General features: G+C 74.8%; 14 protein-coding genes. 8 read left to right on the top strand and 6 right to left on the bottom strand.

Translation table 11 applies throughout. The annotated features are described in order from the left end of the window. Window positions 1-66 precede the first annotated feature (66 nt). The 3 genes from ACFWU6_RS11360 to ACFWU6_RS11350 all read left to right on the top strand — a co-directional run bounded on the left by ACFWU6_RS11360 (window position 67) and on the right by ACFWU6_RS11350 (window position 2,471). A complete protein-coding gene (locus tag ACFWU6_RS11360) occupies window positions 67-1,005 on the top strand; it encodes a M56 family metallopeptidase (RefSeq protein ID WP_383801738.1) in 939 nt (312 codons plus the stop codon). A 103-nt stretch (window positions 1,006-1,108) separates the two neighbouring features. Next, window positions 1,109-1,789: a phosphatase PAP2 family protein gene (locus ACFWU6_RS11355; protein ID WP_383980538.1), complete on the top strand. Its 681-nt coding sequence runs from the start codon at window positions 1,109-1,111 to the stop codon at window positions 1,787-1,789. Between the two features lie 40 nt (window positions 1,790-1,829). Further along, window positions 1,830-2,471: a TetR/AcrR family transcriptional regulator gene (locus ACFWU6_RS11350; RefSeq protein ID WP_383801744.1), complete on the top strand. Its 642-nt coding sequence runs from the start codon at window positions 1,830-1,832 to the stop codon at window positions 2,469-2,471. Window positions 2,472-2,525: 54 nt separating this feature from the next. Here the strand turns inward: ACFWU6_RS11350 and ACFWU6_RS11345 are convergent, their stop codons facing one another. Further along, window positions 2,526-4,010, bottom strand: coding sequence for an LVIVD repeat-containing protein (locus tag ACFWU6_RS11345; protein WP_383801747.1), 1,485 nt, complete (start codon window positions 4,008-4,010; stop codon window positions 2,526-2,528). 78 nt (window positions 4,011-4,088) lie between these two features. Between ACFWU6_RS11345 and ACFWU6_RS11340 the strand changes: the two genes are divergently transcribed. Continuing rightward, on the top strand, window positions 4,089-4,742 hold the full coding sequence (locus tag ACFWU6_RS11340; RefSeq protein ID WP_383801750.1) for a DUF305 domain-containing protein: 654 nt from the start codon (window positions 4,089-4,091) through the stop codon (window positions 4,740-4,742). 52 nt (window positions 4,743-4,794) lie between these two features. Next, on the top strand, window positions 4,795-6,159 hold the full coding sequence (locus ACFWU6_RS11335; protein ID WP_383801753.1) for an FAD-dependent oxidoreductase: 1,365 nt from the start codon (window positions 4,795-4,797) through the stop codon (window positions 6,157-6,159). A 142-nt stretch (window positions 6,160-6,301) separates the two neighbouring features. Here ACFWU6_RS11335 and ACFWU6_RS11330 read toward each other — a convergent pair whose 3' ends face one another. From ACFWU6_RS11330 to ACFWU6_RS11320, 3 genes are all read right to left on the bottom strand, one after another. Further along, window positions 6,302-6,664 carry an ArsR/SmtB family transcription factor gene (locus tag ACFWU6_RS11330; RefSeq protein WP_383801756.1) on the bottom strand — a complete coding sequence of 121 codons (363 nt, stop codon included), beginning with the start codon at window positions 6,662-6,664 and terminating at the stop codon, window positions 6,302-6,304. Between the two features lie 129 nt (window positions 6,665-6,793). After that, window positions 6,794-7,894 carry an NADH:flavin oxidoreductase/NADH oxidase gene (locus ACFWU6_RS11325; RefSeq protein ID WP_383801759.1) on the bottom strand — a complete coding sequence of 367 codons (1,101 nt, stop codon included), beginning with the start codon at window positions 7,892-7,894 and terminating at the stop codon, window positions 6,794-6,796. A gap of 79 nt (window positions 7,895-7,973) precedes the next feature. Next, on the bottom strand, window positions 7,974-9,299 hold the full coding sequence (locus ACFWU6_RS11320) for a wax ester/triacylglycerol synthase family O-acyltransferase (RefSeq protein ID WP_383801762.1): 1,326 nt from the start codon (window positions 9,297-9,299) through the stop codon (window positions 7,974-7,976). A gap of 267 nt (window positions 9,300-9,566) precedes the next feature. Between ACFWU6_RS11320 and ACFWU6_RS11315 the strand changes: the two genes are divergently transcribed. The 3 genes from ACFWU6_RS11315 (at window position 9,567) to ACFWU6_RS11305 (ending at window position 12,367) form a co-directional block, all read left to right on the top strand. Next, window positions 9,567-10,658 carry a WD40/YVTN/BNR-like repeat-containing protein gene (locus tag ACFWU6_RS11315; protein ID WP_383980536.1) on the top strand — a complete coding sequence of 364 codons (1,092 nt, stop codon included), beginning with the start codon at window positions 9,567-9,569 and terminating at the stop codon, window positions 10,656-10,658. Window positions 10,659-10,669: 11 nt separating this feature from the next. After that, complete coding sequence (locus tag ACFWU6_RS11310) at window positions 10,670-11,356, top strand: uracil-DNA glycosylase (RefSeq protein WP_383980534.1); 687 nt, start codon at window positions 10,670-10,672, stop codon at window positions 11,354-11,356. Window positions 11,357-11,452: 96 nt separating this feature from the next. Further along, a complete protein-coding gene (locus ACFWU6_RS11305; RefSeq protein ID WP_383980532.1) occupies window positions 11,453-12,367 on the top strand; it encodes a sirohydrochlorin chelatase in 915 nt (304 codons plus the stop codon). Between the two features lie 63 nt (window positions 12,368-12,430). Here ACFWU6_RS11305 and ACFWU6_RS11300 read toward each other — a convergent pair whose 3' ends face one another. Next, the gene (locus ACFWU6_RS11300) at window positions 12,431-13,624 is read right to left on the bottom strand and encodes a lactonase family protein (protein WP_383980531.1); all 1,194 of its coding nucleotides are present in this window, start codon (window positions 13,622-13,624) and stop codon (window positions 12,431-12,433) included. A 65-nt stretch (window positions 13,625-13,689) separates the two neighbouring features. Then, window positions 13,690-14,826 carry a nitric oxide synthase oxygenase gene (locus ACFWU6_RS11295; RefSeq protein WP_383980529.1) on the bottom strand — a complete coding sequence of 379 codons (1,137 nt, stop codon included), beginning with the start codon at window positions 14,824-14,826 and terminating at the stop codon, window positions 13,690-13,692. Window positions 14,827-14,880: the final 54 nt, after the last annotated feature.

The raw sequence follows: 14,880 nt of genomic DNA, 5'->3' as shown, positions 1-14,880 counted from the left end.
TGTCCTGCGTCACCAATCCTCCGAGGCCGTACCCGCAGGTACCCCCGCGCTCATAGGCTGGCGGACATGATGGTCCCCGCCGCTCTGCTGCTGCTCGGCGCCCTGACCGCGGTGCTCGCGCCCCGCCTGCTGGCCCGGGCCCGGTGGCCCGAGCGCGAGCCGGTGGTCGCCCTGTGGGTCTGGCAGTGCGTGGTGGGCGCAGTACTGCTGTGCCTCGGCCTGTCGATGCTGTTGAGCGCGGCGGCCGCCTGGCAGGCCGTCCGCGGCCGGCTCTTCGCCGCCGCGCCGCACGGCGTGGCCGACGCCTACGCCTTGGGCGCGTCCGGCGGCGGCTGGGCCGCCGCCACCGCGCTGGTGCTGGCGGGCGGGGCACTGTGGACCGGGGCGATGCTGGGCCGCGAGGTGCTCCGCGCCCGCGCCGGGCGCCGGGCCCAGGACACCGAACTGCGCCTGCGGGCACCGCTTTTGCCCGGGGAGGAGCCGGCCGGCGCGCGGCTCGTCGTACTGGAGGGATCGCGGCCGGACGCCTGGTGGCTGCCGGGTGCGGCCCCGCAGCTGGTGGTCACGACGGCGGCCCTGTCCCGGCTGAAGGGGAGCCAGCTGGACGCCGTGCTGGCCCACGAGCAGGGGCACGCGGCGGCGCGGCACGACTGGCTGCTGCACTGCTCGCGGGCGCTGGCCCGGGGCTTCCCCCAGGTGCCGGTCTTCGCCGCGTTCGAGGCGGAGATGCACCGCCTGGTCGAGCTGGCCGCCGACGACGTGGCCTCGCGGCGCTTCGGCCGGCTGACGATCGCGCTGGCCCTGGTCGGCCTCAACGAGGACCGCGGGGTGTTCGGGCCCAGCCCGGCCCCGCAGGCGCACGTCCCGCAACGGGTCCGGCGGCTCCTGTCGGCCGCGCCCCGGCTGTCGGCCACCCGGCGGCTGCGGCTGACGGCGCTGGCCACCCTCGTGCCGGCGGTGCCGCTGCTGGTCGCCTTCGTCCCGGGACTCAGCGCGCTCGCGTAGCCGGTGCCCGGCGCGCCGGCGCAGCCGGGACTCAGCGCGCGGGCGCGTCCGGAGCGGGCGCGCCCGCGACCGGCCCGCGGCCGCCGGTGCGAGGATCGACCGCATGCGGAACGATCCTTTGCGTCTGGCGGGCGTCGGCTGCGTGCTGATCGCGGCCGTACTGACCGTGCTCGTGGTGGTGCGCTGGGGGCCGCTCCTCTTCCTGGACGAGCGGATCGCGGAGGAGCTGCACGCCCGCGCGGTCGCCCATCCGGGGACGACGCAGGCGATGCGGGTGCTCTCCGACTGGGTGTGGGACCCCTGGACCATGCGCGCCCTGGCCGCAGCCGCCTTCATCACGCTGTGGTGGCGCGGCGACCGCGGCCGGGCGCTGCGCGTGGCGGTGGCCGCGGTCGTTGCCTCGGTGGTGCAGCAGGGACTGAAGGCCCTGGTGGGCCGGGAGCGTCCGGTGTGGCCGGACCCTGTCGATGCGGCGCACTACTCGGCCTACCCCTCGGGCCACGCGATGACCGCGACCGTGGTCTGCGGCATGCTGCTGTGGCTGCTGCCCGGCGCGGCTCCGCGGTGGGCTCTGGCGACCGCCTGGGCGGTGGCCGCGGTGTCGGTCCTCGGAGTCGGCTTCACCCGGCTCCATCTCGGGGTGCACTGGGCCTCGGACGTCCTCGCGGGCTGGCTCCTGGGGGTCGCCGTGGTCGCGGGCGCCACGGCCGGATCCGGCCGTCGCGGGCGTGCCTGCTCTGGGCGATCCCCCGTGTCACCCAGAGCAGACGGTCCCGCGCGCTGAGTATATTGGCTCGGAGCCAGCCAACGCAGCAGGAGTAAGCATGGTCCCGCGCAGCGCATCGGTCAATGAAGAATTGCGCAGACGTTCCAGGGAGCGGCTGCTGCAGGCGACCGTCGACCTCGTCGCCGAGCGCGGATACGAGGCCACGAAACTCGGCGACATCGCCGATCGGGCGGGCGCGGCCCGCGGCCTGGTGTCGTACTACTTCCCGGGCAAGCGGCAGCTGCTGCAGTCCGCGGTGCACCGGCTGATGCACCGGACCCTGGCCGCCGCGCTGGAGCGCGAGCCGCGGCCCTCCGGCCCGCGGGAGGGCCCCGAGCGCCTCGCCCGCGCCATCGACGCGATCCTCGGACTGGCCCGGGACCATCCGCGGCTGATGCGCACGCACATGGCGGGAATCCTCCAGGCGGACGGGTTCATCCAGTGCCCCGAGCAGCAGCGGCTGGCCGAACTGCTGCGGGACACGGTGGCCCGGTACGGCTCGGCCGACGTGGACGCGGACTATCCGCTGCTGCGGGCGCTGCTGATGGGCGCGGTGGTGGCGGTGCTGCTGCCGGGGGCTCCGATGCCGGCGGGCCGGCTGCGGGCCGAGCTGTTCCAGCGGTACGGCCTGGACTGGGAGCTGGGCGTCCCCCCGGACGGCGGACCGCCCGGCGGAACGTTCCCTGCTGACCGGACCTGACAGGCCGGACGACCTGACCAGCCGGACCGACTGGCCGGACCCGACCGGCCGGACCTAGCGGTACTCGGGCTGGGTCTGCACGTTGAGCCGGTCCATCCGCACGCGCTTCGCGCTCTCGGTGCGCCAGTCGTCGAGCCTCAGCACGTCGAAGCCCTTGGCGATGTCGTTCGAGTAGATGTGGCCGTTGTAGTAGTACGCCGACCAGGAGCCGCCGAGTCCGAGGGCGTCCGTGGAGAGCGGGCCGCGTTCGAAGTAGCCGATCTCCCTGGGCCGGGACGAGTCGGTGAAGTCCCAGACCGAGACGCCGCCCTGGTACCAGGCCTGGACCATGATGTCGCGGCCGCCGCCCACCGGGACCAGCGAGCCGTTGTGGGCCACGCAGTTCTCGGTGTCGGCCTGGTGGCGCGGGATCTTGAAGTAGCTGCGGAAGACGAGTTCGCGGTGGTCCCCGCGGCCGGTGATGTCGTAGATGCCGTCGGCGCCGCGCTGGGGGCCGGTGGCCTCGTTGCAGGTGGCGCCGCCACCGCCGCCGAGCTCGTCGGTGAAGACGACCTTGTTCGCCCGCTCGTTGAAGGTCGCCGAGTGCCAGAACGCGAAGTTCACGTTGTCCTGGACCCGGTCGATCACCCGCGGCTGCTCGGGCTTGCTGATGTCGAAGAGGATGCCGTCGCCCATGCAGGCGCCGGCGGCCAGGTTCTTCGACGGCAGCACGGTGATGTCGTGGCAGCCGGTGGTCTTGGAGACGCCCGGGTTGTCGGGGGCGCCCGGGTTGCCGCCGTCGGGGAAGAGGACCGGGAAGGCGACGACCGCGGCCTTGGTCGGGGCCTTCTTCGGGACCTTCACCACGGAGATGCCGTCGTGCGGCGGCTTGCAGTCCGGGTAGGCCTCGTTCGGGGAGTAGGAGGAGACGTACAGGTAGAGGTCGCGGTCGCCCGGCACCAGCGTGTGCGTGTGGGAGCCGCAGGCGGTCTCGACGGACTTGATGTACCTGGGGTTCTTCTTGTCCTTGATGTCGAAGATCTTGATGCCCTCCCACGAGGACTTCTCCGTCGCGGGCTGCGAGACGCTGTTGCAGGAGTCGTCGCTGCGCGAGGAGTCGGTGGAGAGGAAGAGCAGGTCCCCGTGGACGGAGATGTCGTTCTGGCCGCCCGGGCAGAGCACCCGCGTGACGGTCTTGGGCGCCTTGGGGTTGCCGATGTCGTAGATCGTGAATCCGTCGTAGCTGCCCGCGTAGGCGTACGCGCCCTGGAAGGCCAGGTCGGTGTTGATGCCCGCCGGGTTGGTGCTGGGGATGTTCGCCAGGGGTTTGACGTTCCGGCTGTGGACGATCTCGTCCCGGCCCGGTATCTCGCCGGGGGCGAGCTCCCGGGCCTCGGCGCTCGCGGCGCTCTGCCGGGAGCCGCTGCCGGGCGTCAGGTCGCCCGGGTCGGGGGTGGCGGACGCGGGTGCGGCCGTCAGGAGCGCCGTGAGGAGCCCGGCCGCCACGGCGGCCGCGCCCAGACTCCGTTTCCGCACTCTGGTGGTGTGCTTCGAGGTCACTGTTGCCTCCCATGGGAGTCCGATCGGCTCCGCGTCGGATGGGCGCGGAACCGGGACCCCGGCAGTATGTTCCTTTCCATGGACATGGCAAAAGGGTTACTCGGCCGATTCGCCGGAGCGGTCGCGGCCGCCGGGCTCCTGTTCACCCTGGCGGCCTGTCAGGACGACGGCGGCCCCCAGGACGCGAAAGACGGCCGACCGGTGGTGATCGCACCAGGCGAGCCGGGCGGGACATCGCGCACCCTCTCCCCCGAACAGGCCGCCCGGGAGCGGCCGGACGACACTCCCAACGCGGCCGACCGCACGTACGTGCGGCACATGGTCGAGCACCACCGCCAAGCGCTGACGATGAGCTCGCTGGCGCCCGACCGCGCCTCCGCGGAGGGCGTGAAGCGGCTCGCGGACCGGATCACGGTGGCGCAGAAGCCGGAGATCGCCGTGATGGAGAAGTGGCTGGCCCGGTACCCCGCACCGGCGGGGGCCCCCGGGGACCACGACCACGGCGCGATGCCCGGTATGGCGACCGAGCAGCAGCTCAAGGAACTCGGCGACGCCCGGGGCGCCGATTTCGACCGTCTCTTCCTGACGCTGATGACCGCCCACCACCAGGGCGCGCTGACGATGGCCGGCACGGCGCTGGCCGGGGGCAACAACGTCGCGGTCGAGGAGATGGCCACCGAGCTGGTGGCCACGCAGACCGCCGAGATCCACCGGATGCGCTCCATGGGCTGACGGCTCGGGGGAGCGGTGTCATGCTGGGATCACCCGCGGGAGGAGCTCCGCCGTGCTTCGAGTCGCCGTCGTCGGATCGGGCCCCAGCGGGGTCTACGCCGCACAGACACTGGTCCAGCAGCGCGAGGTGCCCGGCGTGCGCGTGGACGTGCTGGACCGGCTGCCGGCTCCGTACGGTCTCGTGCGGTACGGGGTCGCCCCCGACCACGAGAAGATCAAGTCGCTGCAGGGCAGCCTGCGCACCGTCCTGGAGGACGAGCGGATCCGCTTCCTCGGGAACGTCGAGGTCGGCGGCGGGGCGCTGCCCGCGGAACGCCTGCTGGAGCTGTACCACGCGGTCGTGTACTGCGTGGGGGCGGCGCGGGACCGGCTGCTGGGCATCCCCGGCGAGGAACTGGCCGGGGTGCACTCGGCGACCGCCTTCGTGTCCTGGTACAGCGGCCATCCGGACGCCGCCGCCGAGGCCTTCGGCTTGGCCGGCGTCGAGTCGGCGGTGGTGGTCGGGGCGGGCAACGTCGCCGTGGACGTGACCCGGATCCTCGCCCGCGGGGAGGCGGAGCTGGCACCGACCGACATGCCGCACCCCGCCCTCGGCGCGCTCGCGGACAGCGGGGTGCGGGCGGTGTCGATGGTGGCCCGACGCGGTCCCTCCCAGGCGAAGTTCACCACCAAGGAGCTGCGCGAGCTCTCCACGCTGCCCGGCGTGGACGTCCGGGTGGTGCCCGCCGAGCTCGCCCTCGACCCCGCGTACGCCGATCCGGGCGCGGGCGCCGCGCTGCCCGCCGCGGCGCGGCGCAACGTGGAGGTGCTGCGCGGCTGGGCGGACGCCGGCCCGGCCGGCGGGCCTCGCTCGATCGCCCTGCGGTTCTACCTGCGGCCGGTGGAAGTGCTGGGCGGGCCCGGCGGGCGGGCCGCCGGGGTGCGCTTCGAGCGCACCGCCCCGGACGGGCGGGGCGGGGTCGAGGGGACGGGCGTGTACGAGGACCTCCCCGCGCAGTTGGTGCTGCGCTCGGTGGGGTACCGGGGCGTCCCCCTGGCCGGGCTGCCCTTCGACCCGGCGAGGGGCACGGTCCCGCACGCCGCGGGCCGGGTGCTGCGCGCGGGCCGGGCCTCGGTGGGCGAGTACGTGGCCGGGTGGATCAAGCGCGGTCCGACGGGCGTGATCGGCACGAACCGCCCCTGCGCCAAGGAGACGGTCTCCTCGCTGCTCCAGGACGCGGGCCGGCTGGCCCGGCGCGAACTGCCGGGTGACCCGCTGGACGCCATGCGTGCGGCGGGGGTGCGGCCGGTGGAGTGGCCGGGGTGGCTGGCGATCGAGACGGCCGAGGCGGAGCTGGGCCGCTCCCTGGGCCGGCGCTCGGTCAAGATCCCCGACTGGCAGGGCCTGTGGGGAGCGGCCGGACACCTACCGGGCTGATCCGGCCGCCGGTCCCGGTACGGGGCGGCCCCGCCACCCGCCGAATCCCGGTGCCGGGCGGTCCCGCCGCCCGCCGATCCAGGTGCCGGGCTGACCCCGCCACCGGTCCCGGCGCCGGGTGGTCCCGCGGGCCGGACGTGCGCTATCGGACGGACCGGGCCCGCTCCAGGCGGCCTTCCTCCGCGGCGGCCGCCGTCAGGACCGAGTCGAGGAGGCCCGGGAAGAGGGCGTCCAGCTCGCGGCGGCGCAGGGCGTTGAGCTTGGTGGTGCCCCGGTAGGTCTGGCGCACGACCCCGCTCTCGCGCAGGACGCGGAAGTGGTGGGTGGTCGTGGACTTGGTGACCGGCAGGTCGAAGTGCGAGCAGGCCAGCTCGGCGGCGGAGGCGGCCAGGTCGCGGGTGATCGAGAGCCGGAGCGGGTCGGAGAGCGCGTGCAGCACTCCTTCGAGGCGGATCTCCCCGGGCTCGGGGTGGGCGAGGGCGCGGGCCGTGTCACGTTCCGTCATGTCCTGCTCCACTCGCTCGGTTCATCGGGTCCGGCGGGGTCCCGACGGGAGAGACCTCATCGTACGAGAACCGTCGTAGGACCCGGCGGGGTGCGGCGCACCGGCGGAGGCCTGCGCGCCGCACCCGGGTCACCAGGAGCGGTGGTACTGCTCGGGGGTGCGGAGCTCCGCGCCCAGTTCGGCGGCCGCGCGGCGGGCCCAGTAGGGGTCGCGGAGCAGCTCGCGGCCGAGCAGGACCGCGTCGGCCTCCCCGTTGGCCAGGATCTTCTCGGCCTGTTCCGGTTCGGTGATCAGGCCGACGGCGGCGACCGGCAGGGTGGTCTCGGCCTTGACCCTGGCCGCGAAGGGCACCTGGTAGCCGGGGCCGACCGGGATCGTCACCCCGGGGGCGAGCCCGCCGGTGGAGACGTCGAGGAGGTCCACGCCGTGTTCCGCGAGCAGGGGGGCCAGCCGGACCGTCTCGTCGGCGGTCCAGCCGTCCTCCTCCAGCCAGTCGGTGGCGGATATCCGGAAGAACAGCGGGAGTTCCTCGGGCCACACGGCGCGGACGGCGTCCACGACTTCGAGCGCGAAGCGGGTGCGGTTCTCGAAGGAGCCCCCGTAGGCGTCGGTGCGCCGGTTGCTGTGCGGGGAGAGGAACTCGCCGATGAGGTAGCCGTGGGCGCCGTGGACCTCGACGACCTCGTAGCCGGCGCGCAGTGCGCGCTCGGCGGCGGCCGCGAACTGGGCGGTGACCCCGTGGATCTCCGCGACGGTCAGCTCGTGCGGCACCGGGTGGCCCTCCTGGTAGGGCACGGCGCTGGGGGCGACCGGCTGCCAGCCGTGCTCCTCGGGGCCGACCGGGCCGCCGCCCTTCCAGGTCCGGTCGGTCGAGGCCTTTCGGCCGGCGTGGGCGAGCTGGATGCCGGGGACCGCGCCCTGGGCCTTGACGAAGGAGGTGATCCGGCGGGCGGCCTCGACCTGGGTGTCGTTCCAGATGCCGAGGTCGTAGGGGGAGATCCGGCCTTCGGGGGAGACGGCGGTGGCCTCCTGGACGATCAGGCCGGCGCCGCCGACGGCTCGGGCGGCGTAGTGCGCGAAGTGCCAGTCGCCGACCGCGCCCTCGTCCGGGCCGGAGGCCTCGGCGCTGTACTGGCACATCGCGGCCATCCACACGCGGTTCGGCACGGTGACCGACCGCAGGGTGTACGGCGCGAACAGGGCGGTGAAGGCGGCGGGGGCAGCACTCATCAGGGCTCTCCAAGGACGACCGGCGTACCGGGGATCGGCGGCTTGGTACGACAGACACCGTACTACGAATTCTCTCGTACTACGAGACCTCTCGTACAAGCACGGCCAGCTCCGCGCGCAGCGCCCCGGCGAGGGCCCCCAGGTCCGGCACCGCCCCCGCGTCGGCGACGAGCCCGTAGTGGACGGTGCCCTTGTACGTGGAGACCGCCACGGCCAGGGACTGGCCGCGGGCCAGCGGGGCGAGGGGGTAGACCTCGTGGACCCGGCTGCCGCCGAGGGAGAAGGTCAGGCCGGGCAGCGGGACGCTGGTGACCAGGATGTCGAAGAGCAGCCGGGCGGCCTGTGCGACGAGCGGGCCGCCGAGCCGGTGTCCGAGCGGGTGGACGTGGTCGGCCAGCAGTGCGACGGCCCCGGCGCCGCGGGCCGGCCCGGCGTCCTTGTTGCGGTCCATGGCGGCCCGCACCCGGTCCAGGCGCAGCAGCGGGTCCCGCTCCGCGAGGGGAAGCCGCAGCAGGTAGCCGGAGAGCCGGTTCCCCGCGGCGGCTCCCGGCCGGCCCCGGCGGGAGACCGGGATCAGGGCGCGGGGGCCGGGCCCCCGGGGGGCGGGGTCGCCGCGCTCCTCCAGCCAGCGCCGCAGGGCGCCGGCGACCACCGTGATCAGTACGTCGTTGACGGTGCCGCCCGCGGCCTTTCGGACCAGGTTGACCTCGTCGAGGTCGAGGGCGACTCCGGCGACGGTACGGGTGGCGGGCCCGTCGGGGTCGGCGAGGAGCGCCTCGGGCACCCCCAGCGGCAGGCCGGAGCGGGCCACGGCGGCGCCGATCTCCAGGGCCTGGCCCACCTCCTGGACGCGGGCGGCCAGGGCGCCGGGCAGCCGGCGCAGCGGGGAGCCGCCGCCCCGCTGGGCGGGCAGGGGACGCGGGGGAGGCCGGAGGGCCGGGCCCTCGTCGAAGAGCGCCGCCGCGAGCGCGAGCGCGCCGAGGCCGTCGGCGAGGGCGTGGTGGAACTTGAACAGGACCGCGAAGGCGTCCGGACCGGGACCCGCCAGGACGTGGGCCTCCCAGGGCGGCAGGGCCCGGTCGAGCGGCCTGGCCATGAGCGGACCGGCGGCTTCCTGCGGTGGGGTGCCGGTGTTCCCGGCGGGTACGAGGAAGACGTGCCGCGCCGGGTCGAAGCCGGGGTCCGGGGACCAGGCGGCCGCGCCGACCGGCAGCAGCACGTCGCGGATGCGGCGGCGCAGGCCGGGCACCGCGGCGCAGCGCGCGGCGAGCAGTTCGGCGGCGCGCTCGGCCGCGCCGGGGGCGGCGGCCCGGAAGACGGCCAGGGCGCCGAGGTGCATGGGGTGCGAGGCGGATTCGATCCGCCAGAAGGCGAGGTCGAGCGGTGACAGGTGCTCGGTGGCCACATGGGTCCTCTCGCTGCGGCTGCGGTTGGCGTGAAGTCAATCCATTCCGGACACCTCCATGCAAGCAACAGTCATTTCTGTCGGGTAAACGATCGGAAAAACGATCCGGCCCGATCGACGGCGGAAGACCCGCGCGGGGCGCCGCGCGGCCCGCCGGGCCCCTGTCGGTGGGCGGGTGCAGACTGGCCGGAAAGACCCGCCGGAGAACCCGCAGCGCACGCGATCCGAGCGGGACCGCAGGGACGACGACGCCCGGAGGTGCCGGCCATGGCCGACGTACTACTGCTCGTGGGAACCCGCAAGGGACTCTTCGTCGGCCGACGCCGCGGGGAGGGCCCGTGGGAGTTCGCCGGGCCCCACTTCAACGCCCAGGCCGTCTACGCCGTCGCCGTCGACCGGCGGGGCGCGGTGCCGCGGCTGCTGGCCGGGGCGGACAGCCTGCACTGGGGGCCGTCCGTCTTCAGCTCCGACGACCTCGGGGCGACCTGGCGGGAACCGGCCGCGGCCGCGGTGAAGTTCCCCAAGGACACCGGCGCCTCCCTGGAGCGGGTCTGGCAGCTGCACCCCGCCGGGCCCGAGGCCCCGGACGTGGTCTATGCCGGGACGGAGCCCGCCGCACTGTTCCGCTCCACGGACCGCGGCGAGTCCTTCGAGCTGGTCCGGCCGCTGTGGGAGCACCCGAGCCGCTCCGCGTGGGTGCCCGGTGGCGGCGGCGAGGGGCTGCACACGGTGATCACCGACCCGCGGGACCCGGAGGCGCTGACGGTGGCCGTGTCCACGGCGGGGGTGTTCCGGAGCGCGGACGGCGGGGCCAGCTGGTCGCCGTCGAACGACGGGGTCTCCGCGGTCTTCCTGCCGGACCCGCATCCCGAGTTCGGCCAGTGCGTGCACAAGATCGCCCAGGACGCCGGGAACACCGACCGGCTGTACCTCCAGAACCACTGGGGCGTCTACCGCAGCGACGACGCGGGGGCCGTGTGGACGGACATCGGCGGCGGGCTCCCGTCCGACTTCGGCTTCGCGGTGGCCGCCCACCCGCACCGGCCGGACACCGCCTACGTCTTCCCGCTCAACGCGGACTCCGACCGGGTGCCGGCCGAGCACCGCTGCCGGGTCTTCCGCACCCGGGACGCGGGCGCCAGCTGGGAGCCCCTCTCCAAGGGCCTGCCGGAGGGCGACCACTACGGCACCGTCCTGCGCGACGCGCTGTGCACGGACGACGCGGACCCGGCGGGCGTCTACTTCGGCAACCGCAACGGCGAGCTGTACGCGAGCCGCGACGACGGCGAGAACTGGCAACTGCTGGCCGGACACCTGCCGGACGTCCTGTGCGTGCGGGCGGCCACACTGGGCCAGTAGAGTGATCCACCGTGGCAGCGAGACCGTTGAACGAGATCGTCGAGCCGGGCTGGGCCCGGGCTCTGAAGCCGGTGGCGGGGCAGATCGCCGCCATGGGCGACTTCCTGCGCGCCGAGGTCTCGGCGGGGAGGACCTACCTGCCGGCCGGGCCCCACGTGCTGCGCGCCTTCCAGCAGCCCTTCGACGAGGTGAAGGTCCTCATCGTCGGCCAGGACCCCTACCCCACGCCGGGGCACGCGGTGGGGCTGTCCTTCTCGGTGGCCCCGGAGGTCCGGCCCGTACCGCCGAGCCTGGACAACATCTTCCTGGAGCTGCACCGGGACCTCGGGACGGGACGCCCCGCCAACGGCGACCTCACCCCGTGGACCCGGCAGGGCGTGCTGCTGCTCAACCGCGCGCTGACCACCGCGCCCCGCCGTCCCAACGCGCACCAGGACAAGGGCTGGGAGGCGGTCACGGACCAGGCCATCCGGGCCCTCGCCGCACGCGGCAAGCCGCTCGTCTCGATCCTGTGGGGGCGGGCGGCCCGCAATCTGCGCCCCCTCCTCGGCGACCTGCCGGCGGTGGAGTCGTCCCACCCCTCCCCCAGGTCCGCCGACTACGGATTCTTCGGCTCCAGGCCCTTCAGCAGGACGAACGACCTCCTGGTGGGCCAGGGTGCACAGCCCGTGGACTGGCGCTTGCCGTCCGTCAGTTGATCGTATCTGATATTCACCGGATAAATACGGACAGATGCCACCCGAGTAGGCCCTGCCCGAACACCCGGTTCCGATAAGCCAGTAGCATGCGGCGCCATGAGCTCCCCCACTGGGCCCGCAAATGGCCTGCCCGTACGAATGCCGCGACCCCGCCAGACCGGACGGCACCGCCGGCCCGAGCCCGCGGCGGCGCCCGAGGGCGCGCCCGCGCTGGTGCTCGCCGTGCCCGGTGCCCCCTCGGCCTCCTCGCGGGGGCTGGCGGAAGAGATCATCAGCATCGGCCGCTCCGAGCTGCCGGGCCTCGACGCCCGGATCGGCTTCATCGAGGGTGACGACGCCTCCGAGTTCCCGTCCCTGTCCGGCGCGCTGACCGCCGTCGTCTCCGAGCGTGCCGCGCGCGCGGAGTTCGCCCGCGCCGCCGGACACGAGGTGGCCGCGCCGACCGGCCCGGACGCCGTGGTCGTGCCGCTGCTGGCGGGTCCCGACGCCGACCTGCTCCGCCGGGTCCGACAGGCCCTGATGGAGTCCTCGGCCAACGTCGAGCTGGCCGACGTCCTCGGACCGCACCCCCTGCTCGCCGAGGGCCTGCACGTGCGGCTGTCCGAGGCGGGCCTGGCCCGCGCCGACCGCGCCCGCCTGTTCACCGTGACCACCGCCGCCGACGGCATCGTCCTGGCCACCACCGGCGGCGAGGAGGCCGTGCAGGCCGCCGGGATCACCGGCATGCTGCTCGCCGCCCGCCTGGCCGTGCCGGTCAAGGCCGCAGCGCTGGACGAGGAGGGCTCGGTGGCCGCGGTCGCCGAGCAGCTGCGCCGCGAGGGCTCCACGCAGCTGGCGCTGGCGCCGTACCTGATCGGCCCGGAGGCCGCCGAAGGCCTCCTGGACACCGCCTGCAAGGAGGCCGGCTGCGCCGCCGCCGACGTGCTCGGCGCCTACTCGGCGCTCGGCAAGCTGGCCGTCGCGCAGTACTCCGCCGCCCTCGGCATCACACAGGGCGCCGCCGCCCACTGACGGGCCCGCCGAAGGGCCCGCACCCAAGCTCCGAGCTCCCGGGTGCGGGCCCTTCCGCGCGCTTCAGGCGAAGACCACACAGGTGGCCGCGGGGACGGCGACCGAGCCCGCCTTGCCCGGCCGGCCGCTGAGCGGGTCCACGTCGAACCAGGTCACCTCGCCCGAGCGCTCGTTGGCCGCGTACAGCCTGCGCCCCGACGGATCGACGGCGAGATCGCGCGGCCAGCTGCCTCCGCAGGCCACGGTGTCCGTGCGCCGCGGCTCCTCGGCGCCGCCGGCGAGGGAGAGGGTGACGATCACATCGGCGCCGCGGACCGCGGCCCAGACGAAGCGTCCGTCGGGCGAGGCGACCACCGCCGAGGGGTAGGCGCGTACGCCCCCCGCACCGGCCTCGGAGACCACCGGGACCTCCGCGACCGGCTCCAGTCGGCCGGATGCCGCGTCCCACCGGCAGACGGTCAGCTGCGGCTCCAGCTCGTGCAGTACGTAGACCACCGCGCCGTCCGGGTGGAAGGCGAGGTGGCGGGGGCCGGTCCCGGCCCGCAGCGCGGTCTCGGCGTGCACCCGCAGGCCGCCGGTGTCCCGATCCGGCCCGCAGACCCGCACCGAGTCGGTGCCGAGGTCGACGCTGAGGACCCAGCGGCCGGTGGGGTCCGGCAGCACCTGGTGGGCGTGCGGCCGCTCCTGACGCCCGGCGTCGGGGCCCGAGCCCCGGTGCTCCAGGACGGAGGCGGGCCCGGCGGGGCTGCCGTCCGCGGCGAGCGGCAGGCTGCTGACGCCGCCGGAGGTGTAGTTGGCGGTCAGGAGGCGCCGCCCGGCCACGCTGAGGTGGGTGGGGCCGGAGCCGCCCACCGCGACGGCCCGGCCGACGGGGGCCAGCCCCTCGGCGGTGGGCCGGAAGACCGCCACCGCGCCGCGGTCCGTCTCGCTCACCGCGTAGAGCAGGCCCGTGTCCCGCGCGACCGCGAGGTAGGAGGGGTCCTCGACTTCGCCGAGGGCCGAGAGGACGGTGAGGGCTCCGGTCGCCGGATCCACGGCCGCCGTGGTGACGCCGTGGCCGCCGCCCGAGGTGAAGGAGCCGATGTAGGCCCGGAGTCCGTCCCCCCGGCCCGCGCCGGCCCCACCACGTCCGCCGGCCGCCCCGCCCCCGCCGACCGCCCTGCCCTCGCGGTCCGCACGGTCGGCGCCGTCCCCGCCGGCCGCACCGCGCCCGCGGTCCGCACCGTCGGCGCCGCCCGCGCCTTCCGCCCCTTCCATGCCACCCATGGGCCGTGCCCTCTCCGCCGCTCCCGGATACGTTCGGGCCGACGGTAACAGAAGGTCTAGACCAAGTCCCGCCCCTGGGCCCGCTCCTGCGCTCCCGGGTGGTGGACGTACGACGTGCTGCTCTGCCGCTCCTCGAAGGTGCGGTGGAAGACGGGTGTCGCGGAGCCGGAGATCGGCGGCACGATCCACGACCAGTCCGCTCCCACCTCCCGGCCCTTGCGCTCCTCCCGCTCCAGGTGCGTCAGGAAGCGCCGGGACTCCGTGTGGTGGTCGGAGATCGTCACCCCCGCCCGGTCGAAGGAGTCCAGGACCGCCCGGTTGAGCTCGACCAGCGCCCGGTCCTTCCAGAGCGAGCGGTCGCTCGTGGTGTCCAGGCCCAGGCGGCGGGCGACGGCGGGGAGGAGGTTGTAGCGGTCGGTGTCGGCGAGGTTGCGGGCGCCGATCTCGGTACCCATGTACCAGCCGTTGAACGGGGCGGCGGGGTAGTGGATGCCCCCGATCTCCAAGCACATGTTGGAGATGGCCGGAACGGCGTGCCAGCGCAGCCCCCACTCCCCCCAGCCGGCGTCGTCGGGGTGGCGGATCGGGACCTCCAGGACGGCGTCCGCGGGGGTCTCGAACCAGCGGGGCTTGTCGTCGACCCCTTGGACCACCAGCGGGAGCAGGTCGAAGGGGGTGCCGGCGCCCCCGGTCCAGCCGAGCCGCAGCAGGGCCTCGGTGAGCGGGGCGTTACGGGCGTCGCCGACGGTTATCGAGGGGTGGTCGCCGTAGCCGGCGTAGCGGACCAGCTGCTCGCTCCAGATCAGCGGTCCGGGACGGCCCGGCGCGTCGGGGGCGAACACCGTGATCACGGGTCGGACGCGGCCGCCGTTGGTGGCCTCCCGCAGGTGCTCGAAGCACTCCTCGGCCACCCGGTCCGACTCGACCACGCCCCGGCGGTCGCGGACCCTCAGCGAGTTCCAGTAGAGCCTGCCTATGCAGCGGTTGCTGTTGCGCCAGGCCACGCGGGCCCCGTGGACCAGCTCCTGCGGCGTGTGCCGGTAGGTCCCGGTCCGCGCGAGCTCGTCCCGTACGGCGGCGAGCCGGGGGCGCGGATCACCGGCTTCCGGGTTCTCCCGGTGGAAGAGCCGGATGAACTCCTCGGCCTCTTCCCGCACCCGGGCGGCGGCGGAGCGCTGTTGAGGTATCTCCATTGCGGGCGGTGACCCCCTGTCCGACCGGATCGACCCGGTACGTACCGGATGAAC

The organism is Streptomyces sp. NPDC058674 (assembly GCF_042716505.1).
GTDB lineage: Bacteria > Actinomycetota > Actinomycetes > Streptomycetales > Streptomycetaceae > Streptomyces.
The sequence above is the reverse complement of the archived record's forward strand: the minus strand, read 5'-3'. Positions and strand labels throughout refer to the sequence as shown.